The sequence below is a fragment of the Undibacterium sp. 5I2 genome (genome assembly GCF_035019605.1).
GTDB lineage: Bacteria > Pseudomonadota > Gammaproteobacteria > Burkholderiales > Burkholderiaceae_D > Undibacterium.
The window spans coordinates 1-23,124 of the sequence record NZ_JASJVS010000042.1 but is presented as its reverse complement, the minus strand read 5'-3'; the positions used below and the strand labels follow the sequence as shown (position 1 = coordinate 23,124).

At 55.5% G+C, this 23,124-nt stretch carries 15 protein-coding genes; 10 read left to right on the top strand and 5 right to left on the bottom strand.

The window, feature by feature from the left end; genetic code table 11:
* Positions 1-43 precede the first annotated feature (43 nt).
* Complete coding sequence (locus QN359_RS14225; protein ID WP_322248416.1) at positions 44-691, top strand: glutathione S-transferase; 648 nt, start codon at positions 44-46, stop codon at positions 689-691.
* A 61-nt stretch (positions 692-752) separates the two neighbouring features.
* On the opposite strand, the gene QN359_RS14220 is transcribed toward QN359_RS14225, so the two are convergent.
* The gene (locus QN359_RS14220) at positions 753-1,553 is read right to left on the bottom strand and encodes a PP2C family protein-serine/threonine phosphatase (protein WP_322248415.1); all 801 of its coding nucleotides are present in this window, start codon (positions 1,551-1,553) and stop codon (positions 753-755) included.
* A 93-nt stretch (positions 1,554-1,646) separates the two neighbouring features.
* Here QN359_RS14220 and QN359_RS14215 point away from each other — a divergent pair, with 93 nt between their 5' ends.
* Both QN359_RS14215 and QN359_RS14210 read left to right on the top strand, forming a co-directional pair.
* Positions 1,647-1,847 (top strand): YdcH family protein, encoded by a 201-nt coding sequence (locus tag QN359_RS14215; protein WP_322248414.1) that lies wholly within the window; start codon positions 1,647-1,649, stop codon positions 1,845-1,847.
* 62 nt (positions 1,848-1,909) lie between these two features.
* Positions 1,910-3,928 carry an ATP-dependent DNA helicase gene (locus QN359_RS14210; RefSeq protein WP_322248413.1) on the top strand — a complete coding sequence of 673 codons (2,019 nt, stop codon included), beginning with the start codon at positions 1,910-1,912 and terminating at the stop codon, positions 3,926-3,928.
* Between the two features lie 112 nt (positions 3,929-4,040).
* Here the strand turns inward: QN359_RS14210 and QN359_RS14205 are convergent, their stop codons facing one another.
* The 3 genes from QN359_RS14205 to QN359_RS14195 all read right to left on the bottom strand — a co-directional run bounded on the left by QN359_RS14205 (position 4,041) and on the right by QN359_RS14195 (position 8,959).
* Positions 4,041-6,047, bottom strand: a complete 2,007-nt coding sequence (locus QN359_RS14205) for a M13 family metallopeptidase (RefSeq protein WP_323493588.1) — start codon at positions 6,045-6,047, stop codon at positions 4,041-4,043.
* Between the two features lie 219 nt (positions 6,048-6,266).
* Entirely contained in the window at positions 6,267-7,967 is a 1,701-nt protein-coding gene (recJ, locus tag QN359_RS14200) for a single-stranded-DNA-specific exonuclease RecJ (protein ID WP_322248411.1), read from the bottom strand.
* The gene (locus tag QN359_RS14195) at positions 7,964-8,959 is read right to left on the bottom strand and encodes a hypothetical protein (RefSeq protein ID WP_322248410.1); all 996 of its coding nucleotides are present in this window, start codon (positions 8,957-8,959) and stop codon (positions 7,964-7,966) included. Before QN359_RS14195 ends, recJ begins: the two co-directional genes overlap by 4 nt.
* A gap of 48 nt (positions 8,960-9,007) precedes the next feature.
* Between QN359_RS14195 and QN359_RS14190 the strand changes: the two genes are divergently transcribed.
* From QN359_RS14190 to pbpC, 7 genes are read left to right on the top strand one after another with little or no spacing between them, the layout of a single operon-like run.
* Entirely contained in the window at positions 9,008-10,273 is a 1,266-nt protein-coding gene (locus tag QN359_RS14190) for a lipoprotein-releasing ABC transporter permease subunit (RefSeq protein ID WP_322251117.1), read from the top strand.
* Positions 10,266-10,991 (top strand): lipoprotein-releasing ABC transporter ATP-binding protein LolD, encoded by a 726-nt coding sequence (gene lolD / locus QN359_RS14185; RefSeq protein WP_322248409.1) that lies wholly within the window; start codon positions 10,266-10,268, stop codon positions 10,989-10,991. The genes QN359_RS14190 and lolD overlap by 8 nt, the downstream gene beginning before the upstream one ends.
* Before the next feature lie 3 nt (positions 10,992-10,994).
* Positions 10,995-12,302 (top strand): hypothetical protein, encoded by a 1,308-nt coding sequence (locus QN359_RS14180; RefSeq protein ID WP_323493311.1) that lies wholly within the window; start codon positions 10,995-10,997, stop codon positions 12,300-12,302.
* Entirely contained in the window at positions 12,299-13,033 is a 735-nt protein-coding gene (locus QN359_RS14175; RefSeq protein ID WP_322248407.1) for a polysaccharide deacetylase family protein, read from the top strand. Before QN359_RS14180 ends, QN359_RS14175 begins: the two co-directional genes overlap by 4 nt.
* Before the next feature lie 59 nt (positions 13,034-13,092).
* Positions 13,093-14,979 (top strand): MFS transporter, encoded by a 1,887-nt coding sequence (locus tag QN359_RS14170; protein WP_322248406.1) that lies wholly within the window; start codon positions 13,093-13,095, stop codon positions 14,977-14,979.
* Between the two features lie 2 nt (positions 14,980-14,981).
* Positions 14,982-20,708, top strand: a complete 5,727-nt coding sequence (locus tag QN359_RS14165; RefSeq protein WP_322248405.1) for an alpha-2-macroglobulin family protein — start codon at positions 14,982-14,984, stop codon at positions 20,706-20,708.
* Positions 20,708-22,888 (top strand): penicillin-binding protein 1C, encoded by a 2,181-nt coding sequence (pbpC, locus tag QN359_RS14160; protein ID WP_322248404.1) that lies wholly within the window; start codon positions 20,708-20,710, stop codon positions 22,886-22,888. Before QN359_RS14165 ends, pbpC begins: the two co-directional genes overlap by 1 nt.
* A 53-nt stretch (positions 22,889-22,941) precedes the next feature.
* Here the strand turns inward: pbpC and QN359_RS14155 are convergent.
* Positions 22,942-23,124 (bottom strand): hypothetical protein (locus tag QN359_RS14155; protein WP_323493312.1); only part of this gene is annotated, 183 nt, incomplete at its 5' end.

Below are 23,124 nucleotides of genomic sequence, written 5' to 3'. Positions count from 1 at the left end.
ATCCCCGTCTGGCACCCCTATCTACCGTGAATGAGTCACCATTATGATCAAATTATGTGGATTTGCAGTCAGTAATTATTACAATAAAGTAAAATTGGTTTTGCTCGAGAAGGGCATCCCCTTTGAAGAAGTGCTGGCATGGACAGATCGCTCGCCAGAGTTGATGCAACACTCGCCTTTAGGCAAAGTGCCGTATATCACGACACCACAGGGCGATTTGTGCGAATCGCAAGTTATCGTCGACTACTTGGAGCAAGCCTACCCAGCGACCCCTCTGTTGCCGGCTGAGCCTTTCGCGGCTGCCAAGGTGCATGAGTTGGTGGTATTTCTGGAATTACATTTGGAATTGGTGGCGCGTGAATTGTATGGACAGGCTTTTTTCGGTGGCACACTGAGTGAAGAGCTGAAAATCAAAATTGAAAAGCAATTGACTCGCAACATCGCAGCCTTCGCCAAGCTGGCAAAGTTCGACACGTATTTGTATGGAGAAAGCTTGACTCAGGCCGATTGCGCCGCAGTCATCCATTTGCCCTTGATTTCCTTGGCAAGCAAGCTGGTTTATGGCCGCGATTTTTTGGCCGACTTGCCGGTCAAAGAGTACCTGAGTCGCTTGTCGGCCCGTCCGCACATGCAAACAATTTTGGCTGATCGCAAAGCTAATCAGGCACTCATGGCGAGTAAGGCGAAGTAAAGTGAAAGAATCGCTGTGGGCCGTTGATCTGCTTAGGGATCACGGCTCACGGCTTCGGGGTTTACACTGCGCGGCGAATTTTTTGCACGGTATAGGTTTTGACTTCAGCCGGGGCATCGATCAACTTAACAATGGCGAAGGTACAGTTGTCGCCGCGCGGAATGCCGCGTTCACGGGCTTTGCGTATCAAGAGTTCGGAGGCCTGGCGCGGTGAATTGGCGGCGACCGCGGCCGACAGTTCGGCATCATCAAAATAATGCCATAGCCCATCGGAACAGACTAAGAAACTGTCATTGACTTGCAACTGCTCGCACTGACCGAAGCTGATGTAGGGTAGAGTGTTGGTCGAGCCGAGCACATTGACGAGGATATTCGAGAGCCGGTGAGTTTTTGCTTCTTCGGGTAAAATTTTTCCTTCATCGACCAATTTTTCTACATACGAATGATCGCGTGTTTTTTCGGCGAAATTCGGTCCGTTGAAGCGGTATAGGCGCGAGTCGCCGGCATGGGCCCAAATCGCCTCTTGTTTGGGCGTGATCACCAGTGCGACGAAGGTGCTGTGTGGTTCTTTCTCGGCTGACACGGCACTCAGGGTGATCACAGCGTGAGCTTCCATGACGATATTTTGCAGTAACTGACGGACATCGTTACCCGGATAAAATTCATCGAACAATTGTTTGGTGGTACGGATCACTTGCTCAGCCGCGAGTGCGCCACCGCTTTTTCCACCCATGCCGTCGGCCACCACCGCCAGCATATAGCCGGGCGCATTGGGCGCGGCAAACAGGGCGACGCGGTCTTGTTGCTCTTGGCGATCACCGATGTGTTGCCCGGTGCCAGCTTCTATCTTATATTGGCTCATACGTCTCGGTAGATTACACTAGCGAAAAGTCAGTGGTTCTGACTCCCCATGATTTGGCACTAATGAGCATCATTTTACTTTAAGCTGAAGGTTATGAGTCATTTTGAACAAGTACGGCAAAGAATTATTGATTTGGAAGTCGAACATCGCGATCTCGACGTGCTTATTCTGGCCTTGATGCGAGATGCTACGCATGATGAATTACAATTGCGTCGACTCAAAAAACGTAAATTACAATTGAAAGACCATATTACCTTACTTAAAATGCAATTAATGCCGGATGTGCCGGCCTGAACCGCGCATCGCGCATAGCGTCCGTCTGGTTATTTATTTATTTAGTTTGAGATTGTCCCATTTTGAGTGAAATTTCCACCCCTGTTGCGGCGGTTGGCATCCATGATGCCGAAGTCGAACAAATTTTCAGTGCTGCCGGCCCTTTGAGTGCCGCCTTGCCCGGTTATCGCCCGCGCGCCGCGCAGACCGAGATGGCCAAGGCGATTGCGCGCGCGATCTCGGGACAAAGTACCTTGCTGGCCGAAGCCGGCACCGGTACTGGCAAGACCTATGCCTATTTGGCACCGGCTTTGTTGTGGGGCGGTAAAGTCATCGTTTCCACCGGCACCAAAAATCTGCAGGACCAATTATTTTCGCGTGATATCCCGACCGTCAAGCGCGTGTTACAGGCACCGGTATCGGTGGCCTTGCTGAAAGGACGCTCGAATTACCTGTGTCATTATCACCTTGAGCGTACTTTGCAAAATGGCCGGCTCAGCTCACGCGAAGATATCGGTTATTTGCGTGATATTTCGCGTTTCATGAAAACCACTTCGAGTGGCGACAAAGCCGAACTCGCGCGCGTACCGGAAACTGCCAGTGTCTGGGCCTTGGTGACCTCGACCAAGGATACCTGCATGGGCTCGGAGTGTCAGTACTATCAGGATTGCTTTGTCATGAAGGCGCGCAAAGAAGCTCAGCAAGCCGACATCGTGGTGGTCAATCACCACTTGTTCTTTGCCGATGTGGCATTGAAAGACACCGGCATCGCCGAACTGCTGCCCTCGGCCAATACGGTGATCTTTGATGAAGCACACCAGTTGCCGGAAACCGCGACCTTGTTTTTTGGTGACACGGTTTCTACCTCGCAAATCTTGGAATTATGCCGCGATGTGCAAGCAGAGGGTTTATCTCATGCCCGCGATGGTGCCGAATGGAGTAAGTTGGTCGCCCCGGTCGAGCGCGCGGCGCGCGATCTGCGATTAGCGTTTCCACAGGATGTGGTGCGGCTGGCGATTGAACAAATTGCTGCTTCCAGCCCGTTTTTTGAATTTCTCGAAGCGCTCAAAACCAGTCTGGCGGAATTGATCGTCGTACTGGAACAGCAAGCGGTACGCGCCGAAACATTGGAGCAGTGTCGCGCCCGGACCATCATGCTCAATGATCAGATTCATGCTTGGAATGCGGCACCGGAGGGCAAGGAGAAAGAGGGCGACTATGTGTTGTGGGTCGAGGCATATTCTGTCTCTCTGCAGTTGCATCGTACACCTTTGTCGATCGCACCGATTTTCAATAAACAACGTGAAGGTGTGCCACGCACTTGGATCTTCACTTCCGCCACCATGGCAGTGAAAAATGATTTCACTCATTTTGTTTCGCAAATGGGCTTATGGAATGAGCCGGCACATACTTGGCCCAGCCCCTTCAATTATCAGGAGCAGGGCTTCTTGTATGTGCCTAACGGCATGCCTGAGCCGAATTCGCGCGACTATGCCGATGCCGTGGTCGATGCTGCGCTGCCGGTGATTATCGCCGCTGGCGGCCGGACGTTTTTGCTGTGCACCACATTGAAAGCAGTCAAATTCAGTGCTGGCAGGTTAAAAGAAGAGTTTGACAAGCGCGGCTTGAATTTCCCCCTGTTCGTGCAGGGTGATGCCGGACGCACCGAATTACTCGATCGCTTCCGCGCCGCTGGCAATGGCGTCTTGATCGGCAGCCAGAGTTTCTGGGAAGGCGTGGATGTGCGCGGTGAAGCGCTGTCTTTGGTGATCATCGATAAGCTGCCATTTTCGCCGCCCGATGATCCGGTATTGGCTGCGCGAATTACGGCGATGGAAAAAAAGGGGCTCAACGGCTTTGTTCACCATCAACTGCCGGAAGCGATCATCAATCTCAAGCAGGGTGCTGGCCGACTGATACGCGATGAGACCGACGTTGGTGTATTGATGATTTGCGACCCGCGTTTAATTTCCAAACCGTATGGCAAGCGCATTTGGCAAAGTCTACCTGCCTTTACGCGCACGCGTGTGGAAGCCGATGTGATTGCATTTTTTGAAAATCTCAAGCCGGGGGCAGCAAAGACTGCGGTCGACCAGAAGTAAGCTTCGCCCTGCCTAGTGCATGTTGTTAATTTCCGTGCCAAAAAAACGCCCCATACTTTGCGTATGGAGCGTTTTTTTTTGGGCCGGGAACACGACTATGCGGCCCTTACTCTTACCAAATTGAGACCCGCTCAGCCGGCGGTAAATACATTTTATCGCCCGACTTGACGTCATAAGTGCGGTAAAACGGTGTCATATTACGCAAGGTGCCGTTGATGCGGAATTGTGGCGGCGAATGCGGATCGGTTTTAGTGCGTACGATCGATTCTTCGTCACGCATCTTGTTTTGCCAGGAACGCGCAAAGCCGAGGAAGAAACGTTGGTCGCCGCTCAAGCCATTGATAACCGGTGCCGGTCTGCCACCCAAGGATAATTGGTAGGCTTTATAAGCGATCGCCAAGCCTGAATTATCGGCAATATTTTCACCCAAGGTCAGGGCACCATTGACGAAATAACCAGCAACCGGACTGTAGCTATTGTATTGCTTGATCAAGGCGGCGGTTTTGACCGTAAACTTGGCATGATCGTCGGCCGTCCACCAGTCACGCAAATTACCGAGTCCATCGTATTGCGCACCTTGATCATCAAAGCCATGGCTGATTTCGTGCCCGATCACCACGCCGATGGCACCGTAATTGGTGGCGTCGTCGGCCTTGGCGTCAAAGAATGGCGCTTGCAGTATCGCTGCCGGGAAGACAATTTCATTCATTTCCGGGTTGTAATAAGCGTTCACCGTCTGTGGCGTCATTTCCCAAGTCTCGCGGTCGACCGGTTTGCCTAGCTTGGCCAGTTCAGTTTGGTTCGCATGCAAACGGATGTTGCGTAAATTAGCGACCGGATTGCCCTTACTGATTTGCAGTGAAGAGTAATCGCGCCATTGATTCGGGTAGCCGATTTTACTCTTGAATAAGGCCAGTTTGGTTTGCGCTTCTTTTTTGGTTTCCGGGCTCATCCAATCGAGCGTATCGATACTGTTTTTATACGTCACCAACAGGTTGGCGACCAGTTGTTCCATCTTGGTTTTGCTTTGTGCCGGGAAGTAGCGCGCAGCATATTCTTTACCCAGGCTTTCACCGAGGCCGGAATCGACCAAATTGACGCCGCGTTTCCAGCGCACTTGCTGTTTCGGTACGCCGCGCAAGACTTGATCATAGAAAGCAAAGTGTTCGGCATCGAATTGCTGTGGCAATTGGGAGGCGGCCGAACTGAGTAAATTCCACTTCAATACTTGCTTGAGTGTCGCCAGCGGGGTGGTCTGCAATAACTGATTGAGGCCGCTCAGATAAGTCGGTTGGCCGATAATCACGCGGTCGATTTTGCCACTCACACCTAAGGCGCTCAGGTAGCTGGTCCAATCGTAGCCGGGGGTCAGCTCGTCGAGCTTGTTTAAGGCAATATTGTTGTAGGCCTTGATCGGGTCGCGCAGGGCGACTTTATCCCATTGTATGGTGGCCAGCGCGGTTTCAAACGCCACAATCGCTTTGGCACTATCGGCGGCATGCGCTTGTCCCGCCATGCGCAACATTTTTTCTATATGCAGTTGGTATTTCCGACGCGCATCGTTGAGCTTGGCGTCATCTGCTTTTAAATAGTAATCGCGATCGGGTAAGCCCAGGCCAGATTGGCCGATGTCGAGTACGTATTTGCTCGAATCTTTATTGTCCTGATGCACTTGTATGGCATAGGGGGCGTTGATACCGCGTAAATTGAACCATGCCATTAATGCCGGAATTTGCTGCTTATCCGTTAAAGCGTCGATCTGGGCGAATTCAGCGTTGAGCGGCTTCAAACCCAGGCTTTCAATTTGCTTGGTATCCATGAAGCTCAGGTATAAGTCACTGATCTTTTGTTCCTCACTGCCCGTTTTGTGCTTGCCTTTGGCGATGTCCTCGATCAAGCTATGCAGTCTTGTGCGCACGCCTTCATCGAGTTCAACAAAGGGATTGATGGACGAGCGGTCGGCCGGGATCTGGGCGGCCTTAATCCATGCACCATTGACGTGCCAGAAGAAATCATCTTGGGCGCGGGCGGAACCATCGACTTCGCCCATGATCAGTGCTGGAGCGGCGGCCGTTGTGGCGGCAGAGGCCGGTGCCATACCAGTTGTGCTGGCAATCATTAGCGCCATTGCGCTCAATACTCTTATTTTCACTTGTTTCTATCTCCGATGTTAAGTAAATGCAATGGCGAAGTGAGGAGGTATTGTTGCCTTGAGGCATCAACAACAGGTCTGACTCAGCGATAACTTGGACTGATAAGCTTCAAAACAGTTCATATTCTGAAAGAATATTTTCAACAATACAAGATTACTCGTCTGCGCGCAAATTTAATGAGAGTTTCAGGGAGAGGATGCCTCAATGTGCTCAACCAGCAGTTGCACCCGTGTGACGCCATTGTATTCATTGGCATCGAGACGAAACGCGACGCGCACCCGTTCCGGCAAGCTGTCGGTATGGCCGAACCAAATCGCCTCATAGCGTTTGCCGTGCTTTTCCAGTTGCAGCTTGAGGTGGCGCTCTTTGAGTACGCGCTGGGAAATCAGTTTGAAGTCGTCGCAAAACAGCGGCACCGGAAAACCTTGGCCCCAGACTTGGCCATCGAGCAGGGCGATGAAGTCGGTGGTGAAGTAGCTTTCTTCGAGTATGCCGTCGGTGGTGATGATGCGTTCGAGCTCACTTTGGCTCAGCCAGCTTTGCGCCACGGCTTCGAAGGCGGCGGTAAATGCCGCTAAGTCGCCTTGTTGCAAGGTCAGGCCAGCCGCCATGGCATGGCCACCGAATTTCTGTATCAGCCCCGGGGCGTGCTTGGAAACTAAATCGAGCGCATCACGCAGGTGAAAGCCTGGAATCGAACGCCCTGAGCCTTTGATGATGCCATCGCTGCCGGGCGCGAAGGTAATGGTAGGGCGATAAAACTTATCTTTCAGACGCGAGGCGACGATGCCGATCACACCTTGGTGCCAGCTGTCATCGTAAACGGTGATGCTGTGCTTGCTGCCGGGATCGAATTGATCGAGGTGGAGCATTGCAACATCCTGCATTTCGCGTTCAATTTCCTTGCGGTCGGCATTGATGCCGTTGAGTTCTTGCGCGATCGCCCAAGCGCGTCCTTCATCATCGGTGCTCAGGCATTCTATGCCCAAGGCCATATCGGCCAGACGACCGGCAGCGTTGAGCCGCGGGCCAAGGGCAAAACCGAGGTCAAAGGGGCTGGCCGAACGCGGCTCACGGCCAGCGACACGGAATAAGGCGGCAATGCCTGGGCACATGCGGCCGGCGCGCATGCGTTTGAGTCCTTGCGCCACCAAGATGCGGTTATTGGCATCGAGTACGACGACGTCGGCCACCGTACCCAATGCCACCAGATCGAGCAGACTGTCGAGCTTCGGTTGACTCTGTTGATCAAACACGCCACGTGCGCGTAGCTCAGCACGCAGGGCTAGCAAGACATAAAACATCACGCCGACACCGGCTAAATTTTTGCTGGCGAATTGGCAGTCGGGTTGATTCGGGTTGACGATGGCCGCGGCCTCCGGCAATTCTTGTCCCGGTAAATGGTGGTCGGTCACCACCACCGGTACGCCGGCGGCAGCCGCAGCGGCGACACCGTCAACGCTGGCGATGCCGTTATCGACAGTGATGATGATATCCGGGGCTTTTTCTCTGATCGTCAGGGCCACGATCTCGGGCGTCAGGCCGTAACCGTATTCGAAGCGATTCGGCACGATATAATCGACCTCGGCACCGAGCATGCGCAAGCCGCGCAGTGCGACCGCACAGGCGGTGGCACCATCGCAATCATAATCGGCGACGATGACTAATTTTTTTTGTGCGCTGATGGCATCGGCCAACAGCTTGGCGGTCGGCGCAATCTGGTGCAAGCCGGCCGGGCTGAGCAGGGCGCTGAGTTCGGTCGAGAGGGCGGCGTGATCGCAGGCGTTGCGGGCGGCATACAGGCGCGCCAGCACTGGGTGCATGCCATTCTGACGCAACAACTCGGAGGCGCGCAAAGGGTAAGGGCGGGTCGCGATGCGCGTCATGCTGCACCCAAGAAAAACAGTTTGCGTAAGGATGGGCTAGTCCAAAGCCGCCGCCAACTGCGCGCGGGGATGGTGAAGCAGGCGATTTGCCGGGCGTCGCTGCAGACCAGGCGCCATTGTTGTAATTGACCTTGTTTGAGTGCTTGCTCCAACGGCAGGAACCACGCTTGTTCTAACTTTTCCCATTCTATCAGCCATTGATTCCAGTCACCGTTGAGGGCGGCGCTGCTCAGGCTGTCTTGCAAGACGACGCTGAGACTGTCTGCACTGGCGAGCAAGCTGGCGGCATTCTCGGCCTGGGCAAGCTGGCGCGATGCGGGCTGTAGTGCGGCACTGCCGCCTGAAAGCCATAATGAATTGACGGTTCTTTCGCCACGCGCGGCGCGTTGCTCGTTGACTTCGTCGATATACCATTCCATCTGTATTTCGTTTTGCAATTTGCGCCATGCGCGCGCGGCTTCACCGCTTGGCATCCAAATATCGATATTATGGCCGCAAGCGGCATCGCTGGTAGCCGTTTGTAAGTCTGACCAGGCATCGGCGCGCAAAAACCAAGTTTTCGCGTCACCATACAGCAATTCTTGTCCGACTTCACGGCATAGGCGTTCGGCACTGGCGTAGAGTGCGCGTGCTTGGCTGTCTGTCAACACCAGTTGGCGCGTATCGGTCAACACGAGGTGATCGCGTGCAACGTGCAGATGCACCGGTTGCAGCACGAACCAGTAGCCGTGGGGCACCGTGATACCCAAGCTCTGCATCAACTGATGCGCGCAGGCTGGTGCCGTGGCGGCGTCGCTTTCAACTGAGTCAGCGTTGCTGAGCCAATATTCATGTGGCAAGGCTTTGGCAAATTCGGGGTAAGATCGGCGTTCTGGTGCGGCCGCGCCGGCCAACATGCGTGCCAAGGCATCGGCGTGGCAGGCAGCGAGCAAGTCTTTGGCCAAGCCAGCAGGTGGAATGCTGAACGGCAATATCAGTTCTAAATTTTTCATAGACGCCATTATATGGCACACTGCTGGCTGCCCTAATTTGATGAAATGATATTTGCAGTGAAAAATCTCTCTTTTGAATGGCTGGTCGGCTTGCGCTATACCCGTGCCGGTCGGCGCAGTGGTCGTAATAGCTTTATTTCTTTCATTTCCATGATCTCCATGGCCGGTATTGCGCTTGGTGTGGCGGCCCTGATTATCGTGTTGTCAGTGATGAATGGTTTCCAGAAGGAAGTGCGCGACCGCATGTTGTCGGTGCTCGCGCATATCGAAGTCTTCGATGCGACCGGGGCGATTCCGGATTGGCATAAGACGGCACTGGAGACCCAAAAAAATCCGGAGGTACTGGCCAGTGCCCCCTATGTTGATGGTCAAGCCATGATTGTTGGGGATGATGTCATGCGCGGCGTGATGCTGCGCGGCGTATTGCCGGAGCAAGAGTCCCGCGTTTCCGAGGTGGCGACCAAGATCAGCGCAGGCAAATGGTCTGATTTACGTGCCGGTGAATTCAATATCGTGCTCGGCTCGGCACTGGCGAGTGCGCTGCACGTGGGCTTGGGCGACAAGGTCAGGCTGGCCGCGCCGGATGGGCAGATGACACCGGCAGGCATGATTCCTCGCTTCAAGGCCTTCACGGTGGTCGGCATGTTCGATGCCGGTCATTATGAATTTGATTCTGGTATGGCCTTCATGCACATTGAGGATGCACAGAAATTTTTCCGCCTCAGTGCACCGTCCGGGGTGCGTTTGCGCATCAAGGATATGTTGGAGGCACCGAAAGTGGCGCTCGAACTCTCGCACACGCTCAGTGGGGACTTGTTAATTCGCGATTGGTCGCAGCAAAACCGTAATTACTTTACCGCCGTCAAGACTGAAAAAACCATGATGTTCATCATTCTGACCTTAATCGTTGCTGTCGCTGCCTTTAATTTGGTGTCGACCTTGGTGATGACGGTGACCGACAAGCAAGCCGATATCGCGATCTTACGCACCCTCGGGGCGTCACCCTCATCGATCATGAAAATTTTCATGATACAGGGTGGTATCGTCGGCTTGGTCGGCACGGCGCTCGGAGTGGGCGGCGGGGTCTTGGTATCACTCAATATCGATGTGATCGTGCCTTTCATCGAACGCTTGTTCGGGGTTGATTTCTTGCCGAAAGATTTATATTTCATCAGCGCCTTACCGTCCGATTTGCGCTGGCCCGATGTGATGCAAATCAGTTTGATGGCAGTGTTGCTGGCCTTTGCAGCGACGATATACCCGAGCTGGCGTGCTGCGCGCGTCAAGCCGGTGGAGGCTTTGCGTTATGAATGATGATTCCATCAAGCCGGCGGTGGCAGTGTTGCAATGCACCGAGCTGAGCAAACGTTTCAATGAGGGTGAACATGCCGTGCAAGTGTTGCAAGGCATCCGCTTAGCGGTGATGCGTGGCGAGCGGGTCGCCATCATCGGCGCTTCCGGTTCCGGCAAGTCGACGCTGTTGCATCTGTTGGGCGGTTTGGATACGCCCAGCAGCGGCCAAGTGTACTTGCTCGGGCAAGAATTGGCCGGCATGGATGAGACCGCCCGCGGCATCATGCGCAACCAACATCTCGGTTTCGTCTATCAGTTTCACCATTTATTGGCGGAATTTTCTGCCCTCGACAATGTTGCCATGCCTTTGCTGATACGCCGTATGCCGCGTGCGCAAGCGCAGGAGCGCGCGCGCGCCATCCTCACGCGCGTCGGCTTGGCGCACAGGCTTAGCCATGTGCCGGGCGAATTGTCCGGCGGCGAACGGCAACGCGTCGCTTTGGCGCGGGCCTTGGTGAGCGAACCGGCTTGCGTCTTGGCCGATGAGCCGACCGGCAATCTCGATGGCGGCACGGCACAGCAAGTATTTGAATTGATGTTGGAATTGTCGACCACACTCGGTACTGCCTTCGTCATTGTCACGCACGATGCCGCTTTGGCTCAGCGCTGTGACCGCGTGTTCCGGCTCAGTGAGCAGGGTTTGGTGGCGCAAGCCGCTGTCGCTACAGCGGAGGGCTGAGGCATGGCGGGAACGATCAAACAGGTGCTACCAAGGCGACTGTTGCTGTGGTTACTGACGGCGCTGTGCAGCGCGCCGGCTGCAGCCACGACTGACTTGGTATTGCAACTGGAAACCTCGCTCAGCCGCGATAGTAACCCGCTGCGTTTTTATACGGATCAGCTTGATGCTGCACAAAACGCGCTGGCCCGCCCAGCCGCAACGGTGGCGGCGGCCGATTTGCGTCTGGCCGCCATCGTCCCGCTGTTGTCGGATCAAACCCGCTTGATACTGAGTGCCACGCTGGGTGAACGGCATTACAACGCGTATCGCCAGCTCGATCACCAACCGCATGCCGGCGACGCCGCATTCGAATGGGTGGCAAGCAAGTTGCTGAGCGGACGAGTCAGTGTCGGTGCTGCGGAACGTTTGTTTCCCTACCTTAACGGGAGTTTGACTGACAAAGATCTCGAACATGAACAACACGTCGATGCCAGCCTTAACCTACATATCAGCGATGACTGGTTGCTGGCGACGAAATGGTATCGTAGCAGCTTGTCGTATGACCTTAATGTTAATCGGCTCTATGATTTTCGTGAAAGCGGCGAACAACTGGGTCTGCGCTATCTGACCGGCACCGGTTCGAGTATCGAAGCCGGCAATCGCTGGGCGCGCACCGATTACCCCGACAGGAATGCGCAACAGATCAACGATCTCGATCGCCAATATCACGAAAACGAGCTGTTTCTCGACGGCGAATGGCGTTACAGCGTGAAAACCAATAGCAGTGTGCATCTCGGTACGATACGGCGCGCTTACCAAAGCTTAAACGAACGCAATACCCATCTGTTTAATGCGATTTGGCGCGGCACCTACCTGTACTCGCCGAAATTGCGTCTTGATGTGCAATTGTTTGACCGCCCGTTTTCTATCGTCGACCCAAGTGTTCTGTATGTGCAGAGCAAGGGCGCGCGTTTCGATGCTTTATGGAAAACTTCAGAAAAGCTCCAATTCAATCTGTCAGCCTTGCGTCAGAACAGCACCCAGACTTTGATTCCACGTCTCGCTACCGCCGCCAACAGCGGTGCCCTCAGCGAGAATTTGCAAAGACTGGGACTGGGTGCCAGCTATCAATTTGAACGCGGCTTTCGCTTGCTGCTCGATGGTTTTCATGAAAAAACTTCGGGCGATGCGGCAAATTTGAACCTGAGCCAGAACATCGTCAAAGTCGGTTTTGAATATACCTTTGAAAACCAGAGTGGCGCCGCCGGCCGCGCCGGTATCAATCGGTATCAACGGGGTTTGAGTGCTCCTGAGGCGTTACGACCATGACGCCGCTGCGTACCCGGCTGAGCCGTTTAGCGGCGCGCCACGTGGCCTGCAATTGGCTGCCCTTAAACCGCGGACCAGGCGTAGTCAGCCTGTGTTTTGATGATGTGCCGGCCAGTGCCTGCCAAGCTGGCGCGGCGCTGTTGGAAGCTTACGCTGGCCGTGCCAGCTTTTATGTCTGCGGATCGTTGACGGACCAGCCGGAACAGGGGCAGTTATGCCACAGCTTGGCCGATTTGCATAGCTTGGCGCAACGTGGTCATGAAATCGGCTGCCATACCTTTTCGCATACGAATTGCGCGCAACATGAGGTAGCGGCCTTGGCGCGCGACTGGCAAGCCAATCAAGATTTTTTTCAACAGCACGGCCTTCGCACCGGCGGCTTTGCGTTTCCCTTCGGTGCCTACGATCTCGGTAGCAAATTGGCGGCGGCGCGACGCTTCAGCTATAGCCGCATCACCGGCGGCGGCCGTCATGTCGGCCGTGCCGATCTGGCGGCTTTGCGCGCTCAGCCACTGTATGCGGCCAGTACCGATACGGCTGTGCTGGCGCAGCTGATCGCCGACACCGCACGTGACGGCGGCTGGCTGATCTTGTATTCGCATGAAGTCAGCAACACGCCCGGGCCTTGGGGCACCACGCCGGAACAATTAGAGCTGGCGCTGCACTTGGCACAGCAATCTTGCTGTAAAATATTATCAGTTCAGCAAGCAATTGATTTTTTTCGCGCTTAACAAGAGGCCGTTGTCGTAGCCTTCATCTTTATCGTCACATTTTTTGATCAGGTCTTTTCATGAGCCAACACAGCCAGTTTACGCTGCTCAAGCAACGGCGTTTCGCGCCGTTTTTTTGGACCCAATTTCTCGGTGCTTTCAACGACAATGTCTTCAAAACTGCCTTACTGACGGTATTGACCTTCGATGCCTTGCATTGGACCACGCTCGATGTCGGCTTACTCAATCAATTGATACCGGGCTTATTCATTCTGCCATTTGTGCTGTTTTCTGCCAGCTCGGGCCAGTTAGCCGATAAATATGAAAAAGGCCGGATGGCGCGCAAGGTCAAATTGCTCGAAGTGATCATCATGTCGGTCGCCGCCTATGGCTGGATGCAGCATAATTTGTGGGTCTTGATCGCTGCCGTGGCTGGCATGGGGATTCATTCCACCCTGTTTGGCCCAGTCAAGTATGCCTATTTGCCGCAACATTTAAGTCGCGATGAGCTCATCGGTGGCAATGGTTTGATCGAGATGGGGACCTTCGTCGGCATTTTGCTCGGTGAAATACTCGGCGCGCTGCTGGTCGTGCATCAACCTTGGGGCACCGAGTTGATTGCTTTTGGCGCGATCGGCATTGCGCTCATCGGCTATCTGACCAGTCTGCGCATTCCGTATTCGCCGGCACCGGCACCGGATTTGCAGATGAATTGGAATCCTTGGTCGGAAACGCTGCGAAATTTGGCTTTCAGTAAACAAAATCGCCCAGTATTTCTGTCTTTGCTAGGCAATTCATGGTTTTGGTTTTACGGTGCCATCATTCTGGCGCAATTTCCGCTGTATGCGAAAAATTACCTGCATGGTGATCACGGTGTGTTTGTTTTGTTGCTGGCCATCTTTTCCGTCGGCATCGGTTCCGGTTCCTTGCTGTGTGAAAAATTATCCGGTCGCAAGGTCGAAATTGGTCTGGTGCCCTTCGGTGCGATTGGCTTGACCGTATTCGGTTTGGAACTGTACTTCGCCAGCGTTGCTTATGTGAATACGCACACGGTCGATATGCTGCAATTCATCAGCACCGCCGGTAGTCTGCGTATTTTATTCGACATCCTCTTGCTCGGCGTGTTCGGCGGCTTATACATCGTACCCTTATTTGCGGTAATTCAAACACGTTGCGATCCCCAACATTTGTCGCGCACGATTGCCGGCATGAATATCCTTAATGCTATTTTCATGGTAGTCGCCTCATTAACTGCCTCGGCCTTGCTGGTACGCGGTTACACGATTCCGCAGATTTTTATGTTCACGGCCATCCTCAATGCTTTGGTCGCCTTGTATATTTTCAGTCTGGTGCCAGAATTTTTAATGCGCTTCATTGCCTGGTTACTGATTCACACCGTGTACCGGATCAAGACCGTGCAAACCGAACGCCTGCCGGAAGAGGGCGCGGCGATATTAGTCTGCAATCACGTCAGCTACATGGACGCCATCGTGATCATGGCTTTGAGTCCACGGCCGATTCGCTTCGTCATGGATCATCGCATTTTCAAGATTCCTTTCCTGTCGTGGATTTTCCGCACCGCCAAAGCGATACCGATTGCGCCGGCCAAGGAAGATCAATGGCTGATGGAAAAAGCCTATATCGAGATTGCCCAAGCCCTGCATGAAGGTGAATTGCTGTGTATTTTCCCTGAAGGCAAGCTCACTGCGACTGGTGACATCAATCAGTTCAAAGGCGGTATCATGAAAATCCTTGAACGTTCGCCCGTGCCGGTCTACCCTATGGCTTTACGTGGTTTGTGGGGCAGCTTATTGTCACGCGGCACAGGCAACCCCTTCCAGCGCGCATTCCGGCGCGGACTGTTTTCCAAACTTGAGTTAGTGGTGGCTGAACCGATTGCCGCCGCAGCGGTCACACCCCTGATCTTGCAGCAAAAAGTGGAAGAATTGCGTGGTGACTGGAGGTAGGGATGAAGTTGGTTTGGAATGCAGTACAGGCCGCGCTGTTGAGTGCGCTCACGATAGTGGGCAGCGCGCTGGCAGCGCAGGTTGAACAATTTACGCCACAGGGTACGGTGGCGCAGCTCAATCAGGTCAAGGTTCGGTTTTCTGAACCCATGATTGCCTTTGGCGATAATGCTGCGGCTGCGCCATTCGACATCAATTGCAGTGCAACTGGCAGTGGCCGCTGGCTTGATGAGCGCAACTGGGTCTACGAGTTCAGCCGCGCGCCACAGAGTGGCAAGCCGTGCAGCTTTCAGTTGTCGAGCGCGCTCAAAACCCGCGCCGGCAATGCGCTCGAGGGCCAACGCCGCTTCGTCTTTCAAGCCGCTGCTGCGCGCGTCGAGCGTATCGAGCCGTATGCCGATGCCGAGATTGAAGAAGAACAGGCATTCATCTTGTTTTTCAGTGCCCCGGTCGATGAGGCAAGCTTGCGCGCGCGCGCCTATTGCGAAATCGCCGGCATCCACGAGCGGGTGCCAGTGAAACTCGTGAGCGGCGCGGCGCGCACGGCCTTGCTCAATGAATTTGCCAAAGAGATCAAGCCTGCCAGCGTCGCCACACTGCAATGCCAACAAAGCTTTCCGGCCGATGTCGCAGTCCGTCTGGTCTGGCAAGGTGAGGCCTCCAAGGACAAAGCTGCCCAAGCAGACCAGCGCTTCCCCTACAAGGTGCGCAGCCCTTTCAGTGCGAAATTTTCTTGCCAGCGTGAAAACGCGAATGCCGCTTGCACCCCGGTGCTGCCGCTGCATTTGCTGTTTTCTACCGAGATCCCACGCGCTATAGCGGAAAAAATCGTATTGCGGGCCGGTGATCGTCAGATCAAACCGTTTTTTTACGACAATGAGCGTGTCGCCTGGGTCAGCCGTCTGACTTTCAAAACGCCGCTGCCGGCCAATGCCAGCGTGCGTTTGGAATTGCCAACCGGAATCAAGGACCAGAGTGGCCGGCCGCTCAGCAATGCCGCACAGTTTCCGCTCACGGTAGCGATGGCCGATTACCCGCCCTTGGCAAAATTTCCCGCTTCCCCGTTTGGCATCATTGAACTCAACGGTGGTGCCAGTCTGCCTCTGTCACTGCGTAACGTCGAGCCGGAATTATTGATGCGTAGCGCCGACGGGCGTATCGCTCCCGGTCAGCTTTCCAAACTTAAAGTCGATGACGATGGCGCGATCATCGCTTGGATCAGTAAGCTCAATCGCTACCATGAACGCACGTTGCGCCTGCAAGGGCGCGATGTGGAAACGCGCAGCCTCGGATTGCTGGCGCAAGAAAGCAGCGCACGCACGCTGAAGTTACCTTCGTATGCGGCACAGGCGAGCCGCCCCTTCGAAGTCATCGGTATTCCATTTGACGCGCCCGGTTTCTATGTATTGGAATTGGCCTCACCGAGCTTGGGTGCTGCCTTGTTGGCAAAACCGGCACCGATGTTCGTCCGTACCAGCGCGCTGGTCACTAATCTGGCCGTGCATCTGAAATTGGCGCGGGAAACCGGCATGGTGTGGGTGACGCGCTTGGATAATGCCAAGCCGGTTGCTGATGCGGCTGTGCAATTAAGCGATTGTCGCGGCAATTTGCTATGGAAAGGGCGCTCTGATAGCCGAGGGATTGCCATGCTGCCAGCCGGCTTGGTTGGCGGCTGCGCAGCGGCCGATGGCAAGCCCGACAGCGTGCAGATTCCCGGCTATTTTGTCAGTGCGCGCAAACGCGACGAGCTGGGCCGCGATGATGTCGCCTTTGCCTTGTCATCGTGGAATAATGGCATAGAATCCTTTCGCTTCAATTTGCCGACCGAGCAAATGCCGGCGGCAACGCTGCGCGCGCATACCGTGCTCGATAGAAATTTGTTGCGGGCTGGTGAGACGGTATCGATGAAGCACATGATACGCAGCGAAAGCAGTCGTGGTTTTGAATTTGTTGCAGCAAACAAATTGCCGACGCGCTTACGCATTATTCATCAAGGCAGCAACCAGGAATTTCAATTCCCGCTCACTTGGCGTGCCGGAAATCTGGCCGAAAGCAGCTTTGCCATTCGAGCACAAGCCAAACTTGGACGCTATGAGATCGTACTCGACCGCGACCCTGCCAGTGCTGGGGCGAGCAGTGCTGACAACGGCGGCAGCTATATGACCGGGGCGTTCCGGGTCGAAGAGTTGCGTCTGCCATTGCTGCAAGGCCGCATCGTGCCGCCGGCCGGCGCGCTGATTGCACCTGCGAGCCTGCCCTTGAATGTGCAATTGAATTATCTCAATGGTGGCGGTGCCGCCGGCTTACCGGTGCAAATCACGGCAATGCTGCGTGAACGCAATGTGCACTTTCCTGAGTATGAGAATTTTTCTTTCAGCGTCTTTGATGCGGCAGAAGAGCAGCAAAAAATCATCGCCGATAAAATTTCCGTCACCCTCGACAATAACGGTGCCGGCAAAACCGTGTTGCAAGCCTTGCCCGCACTGACACGCGCCAAGGAAGTGCAAACCGAGATGACTTACGCCGATCCCAATGGCGAGATACAGACCGTCAGCGCGCTCACGCCCTTGTGGCCGGCGGCCGTGGTGGTCGGCATCAAGACCGAAGCCTGGATTGCGGTGAAGCGACAAGCGCGATTCAGCGCGCTCGCCCTCGATACCGCCGGCCGGCCGCAAGCTGGGGTCGCCATGACCGTAGCCGGCACGCTCAAACGCAGCAATTCGCATCGCAAACGCTTGGTCGGAGGTTTTTATGCGTATGAAAATGTGGCAAGCAGCGAGTCTCTGGGCACCCTGTGCAGTGGTAAAACCGACCAGCGCGGCTTATTACTGTGCGACATAGCGCTGAAACAATCGGGCAATATCGAGCTGCTGGCCAGCGCCAAAGATGCCCAAGGGCGTATTTCCACCGCGCAAGCTTCATTTTGGGCCAGCTCCGGCGATGAAATTTGGTTTGATGGCGAAAATCAAGATCGTATCGACGTGATTCCTGAGAAAAAAAGCTATCAAGCCGGTGAGACGGCTAGTTTTCAGGTGCGCATGCCTTTCCGCGCCGCCACCGCCTTGGTCGCAGTCGAGCGCGAAGGGGTCATCGACACCATGGTGCTTGAACTGACGGGCCGCGACCCGACCGTGCGCGTGCCGATCAAGGCTTCCTATGGCCCCAATGTGTTTGTATCGGTATTGGCGGTGCGCGCGCGCTTGCGCGAAGTGCCGTGGTATTCCTTCTTCAAATGGGGTTGGAAAGAGCCGCTGAATTGGTGGCAAGAGTACCGCGAATACCAAGCGCCGACGGCCACCGTCGATCTGGCTAAACCAGCGTTTAAATTCGGTATTGCTGAAATTCGCGTCGGCACCGCAGCTCACGCGCTGGCAGTGCAGGTGAAAGCAGACCGCGCGACCTATCCTATCCGCGCCAAGGCGCAGGTGACGGTCAGCGTTAAATTGCCTGATGGTAAAGCGGCGGCTGGTGCCGAGGTAGCGATTGCCGCCGTCGATGAAGCCTTGCTTGAATTACAGCCCAATGAGAGTTGGGATGTACTGGCCGCCATGATGCAAAGACGCAGTTATGGCGTGGAAACCGCCACGGCGCAGATGCAAGTGATCGGCAAACGTCATTACGGCCGCAAGGCGGTGGCGGCTGGCGGCGGTGGTGGCACGGCACCGACGCGCGAATTGCTCGATACGCTCTTGTTATGGCAAGCGTCAGTGCGTCTTGATGCAAATGGGCAAGCACGCATCGAAGTGCCGCTCAATGATGCGCTGAGCAGTTTCCGCATCGTCGCCGTCGCCACCAGTGGCGCGGCCTTGTTCGGCAGCGGCAGTACCAGTATCCGCGCCACCCAAGATTTGCAAATCGTTTCGGGCTTGCCACCAATGGTGCGTGAGGGCGATCAGTATTCCGCCATGTTTACGCTGCGCAATACCAGCGCACGTGCCATGTCGGTGACCTTGCAGGCGCGCACGGATAGCGCGGCCTTAACGCCGCAACAAGTCGCGCTAGCGGCTGGTGCGAGCAAGGAAGTGGCTTGGCAAGTCAGCGCACCGGCCTTGTCCGGCAGCCAAGAAAGCGTGGCACTGGCCTGGCGCATTGAAGCCAAGGAGCAGGGCGGCAGCGCTGCCGATGCCCTGCAACTCGATCAACAGCTATTGCCGGCCGTGATGCTGAGCGTGCGGCAAGCCAGTTTGCAGCAAATCGATCAAACTTGGTCGCTCGCGGTGCGCCAACCGGAAGGCAGTTTGCCACTGCGTGGCGGCATCGCGGTGTCGTTGTCGCCCTCGCTCAGTAACGGCAGTGCCGCGCTCAAGCGCTATTTCACTCAGTATCCTTACACTTGCTTGGAACAACAAGCCTCGCGTGCCATAGGTTTGCGCGACCCAGTGCTGTGGCAAAAGTTCAGCGCTGCATTGCCAGCGTATCTCGATGGCGATGGCTTGGCGTATTTTTATCCCCCCAATGATCCGGCGCAACGCCAAGGCAGCGACAGCTTGAGCGCCTACCTGCTATCGGTCAGCGATGAATCTGGCTACAGCTTGCCGTCGGCGGCAAAAGAAAAAATGCTCGACGGCTTGAGCGCCTTCGTCGATGGCAAGATCACGCGTGATTTTTGGGCCCCGCGCAAAGATCTTGAGGTGCGCAAACTGGCCGCCTTGGAAGCCTTGTCGCGCTACCGTCCGATCAGCGCACGTCAGCTCGGCTCGGTGCAAGTGACACCGGCGCTGTGGCCGACCAGTGCCTTGCTTGATTGGCTAGCATTACTACAACGCGTACCGACGCTACCGCAACGCGATGGCGCGCTCAAAGAAGCCTTACAGCAGTTGCGCAATCGACTCGATTACCAAGGCACACGCATAGGCTGGAGCAGCGAAAGCAGCGATTACTGGTGGTGGTTGATGAGCAATGCCGATGTCAACAGCAACCGTTTGGTCTTGCTGGCCTTGAATGAACCGAGCTGGCGCGACGAGCTGCCGAAAATCTTTAGCGGGGCCTTGCAACGGCAAGTCAATGGACAATGGCTGACGACCACCGCCAACGTCTGGGGTTTGCTGGCGATGGAAAAGTTTTCCAAAAAATTCGAGGCAAATAAAGTCAGCGGCACGAGCCGTATCACGCTGCGCAGCGGCATTGAGAAAGCCTCGCCCGCGCTGAACGTAAATTGGGCCAGCGCCACACCCACGGCCGGCTTGCTGGCCTGGCCGCCGCAGCCTGGCAGCGATGACCGCTTGCAAGTGCAACATGATGGCGCAGGCAAACCTTGGCTCAGTCTGCAAAGTTTGGCCGCCCAGCCGCTGCGCGCGCCCGTCAGCGCCGGCTATCGCCTCGTCAAGACGGTCACGCCATTGACGCAAAAAATCCCGGGCCGTTACAGCCGTGGCGATACTTTGCGCGTGGTCTTGGCGATTGAGGCGCAGAGTGATATGAGCGCGGTGGTGGTCAGCGATCCGATACCGGCCGGGGCGACTGTGCTTGGCTCCGGCCTGGGGCGTGATTCGGCCTTGGCCGAGCGTCAAACTCGTCCGCCCGAGCAACTGTGGCCCAGCTTTGAAGAACGCAGTTTCTCCGCGTTTCGCAGCTATTACCAATTTATTCCGAAAGGCAAATTCACCATGTCGTACACGATGCGGCTCAATAATGCCGGCCGCTTCCATTTGCCAGCCAGTCGAGTCGAAGCCATGTATGCGCCGGAAATGTTTGCTGAGCTGCCGAATGCGCTGTTGCAGGTAGAGTGATGGCGCGTTCCTATTGGTGCCACCGGGCTTGTTACCCTTTGCTGTTGTGGTTGTTTTGTGGCAGTGCGGCGGCGCTGCCAGGCTTGGCGCAACTGAAAGCCGAGTTTGCCAGCTCGGAAGGAGAGTTATTAGACCGTCATGGCGTCGTGATCCAGCAATTACGCGTCAATATGAACGAGCGCAAATTGCCTTGGGTCAAGCTCGACGAGATCTCTCCAGCCTTGCGCCTGGCCTTGATTAGCTCCGAAGACAAGCAGTTTTACCAACATTCCGGCATCGATTGGCGCGCTGTGGCCGGCGCTGCTTGGGGCAATGTTTGGAATAGCAAAACCCGCGGTGCCTCCACCATCACCATGCAACTGGCCGGTTTGCTCGATGAAAAACTTCGCCGCCGCGCCGGTGGTCGCAGCACCGTACAAAAGATCAACCAAGCCTGGGTCGCCCAATCTTTGGAGCGCAATTGGCGCAAAGATGAAATTTTAGAAGCCTACCTGAACTTGGTGGCGTTTCGCGGCGAATTGGTCGGCGTCCATGCTTTGTCGCGCATCTTGTTCGATAAACATCCTAGCGGACTCGATCAAGTCGAGTCAGCCTTGGCGGTGGCACTGCTGCGCGCACCGAATGCCAGTGTCGCCAACGTCAGTACACGCGCTTGTCGGATCTTACAAGAGCAAGGGCAGGGCAGCATGTGCCTGAACCTTCAAGGCCAAGCAACACTGGCCTTTGCACGCTTGACTGGCCCGGGCTTGAGCAACAGCTTGCCGCCAGCTTTGAACCTGGCTCCGCATCTGGCGCGCCGGCTATTATCGGAGCGCCGCCGCCGCGTGCAATCCACCCTCGACGCCCGCTTACAAGCGTTTGCCGCCGACAGTTTGCGCCGGCAATTGGCAGCCTTGGTGCAGCGCAATGTGGAAGATGGTGCCGTGTTGGTACTCGACAATGCCAGCGGCGAGGTGTTGGCATGGGTAGGTTCGAGCGGCAGCTTGTCTGACGCCCCGCAAGTCGATGCCGTCACCGCCTTACGTCAAGCCGGCTCGACCCTCAAGCCCTTTCTCTACGAATTGGCGCTGGAACGACGCCTGCTGACGGCTGCCTCACTGCTGGATGACCAAGCGCTGAACCTGAGCACCACCAATGGCCTGTATATTCCACAAAATTATGACAAACATTACCAAGGCTTGATCAGCGTGCGGACTGCCTTGGCCGCATCGCTCAACATTCCGGCGGTGCGCACGCTCGTCAGCGTGCAGCCGCAGGTATTCTTCGAACGCTTGCAAGCATTGGGCTTCGGTCTACGCGAATCCGGTGATTTTTACGGTTACAGCTTAGCCTTGGGCAGTGCCGATGTCAGTCTGGCAGCGCTGACCAATGCCTACCGCAGCTTGGCCAATCAAGGGCGCTACAGCGCGCTGCGCGAAGAACTGGCGACCCGCGTCGCACCGGTCGTGCAACGCATGAATCCGGCCGCCAGCTTCATCGTCGCCGATATACTCAGTGACCGCGCTGCTCGGGCGCACACCTTCGGCTTGGAAAACGCCTTGACTACGCGGGTCTGGAGCGCAGTCAAAACCGGCACCTCGAAAGACATGCGCGACAATTGGTGTATTGGTTTCAGCGGTCGGTATACCGTCGGCGTCTGGGTTGGCAATGCCTCGGGGGCACCGATGTGGGATGTCTCGGGCCAGACCGGCGCAGCACCGGTGTGGCAAGAAATTATACACTACCTGCATCGCGGGGCCGCCGCACCGGCCGCGCCGCGCCGGCCGGCCGGGGTAGAGCAAAGAGCGATCAGCTATGCCGATAGCAGCGAAGCACCGCGCAGCGAATATTTTCTCATCGGTACAGGGCAAGACCGCTTGCTAACCGCCGCCTCGGACCAGATCCGTGCAGCGATCAACTACCCGAAAGCCGGCATGGTGGTCGCGCTCGACCCCGATATCCCGGCGCAACGGCAACGCATGCGCTTGCGCGCGCAAAGCTTGCAGCCGGGCATCTTGCTGATCGATGGTAAGCCAATAAAAAGCACCGCCAACATCAAACAACAGGCCGCCGGCATACTCGAAGCAGATTGGTTTCCGTGGCCAGGCCGGCATACTGTGAGCTTGCGCGATCGCAGCGGTAAATTGCTTGATGAAATACAGTTTGAAGTGCGGGGGGCGGTGGAGAAAAAGCCGGCATGAGGGCTTTGACTAACAATTTAACGGATCGTCGCAAAAGCCTGATGGACGCTTTTTTACACCTGAAACACCGTATACCTCGTCATTCCCTTCCCGCATGCTTTTGGCGGAAACCCAGTGTCGTTTTTAGCACTGAAAACAGCATGATTTCTGGCATTTTTTTTAAGCACGAACGCCGCCAGGTTCCCGCGCAAAAGCGCGCTGATCATTACCCACAAGTCAGGTCGATTGCGCATCCA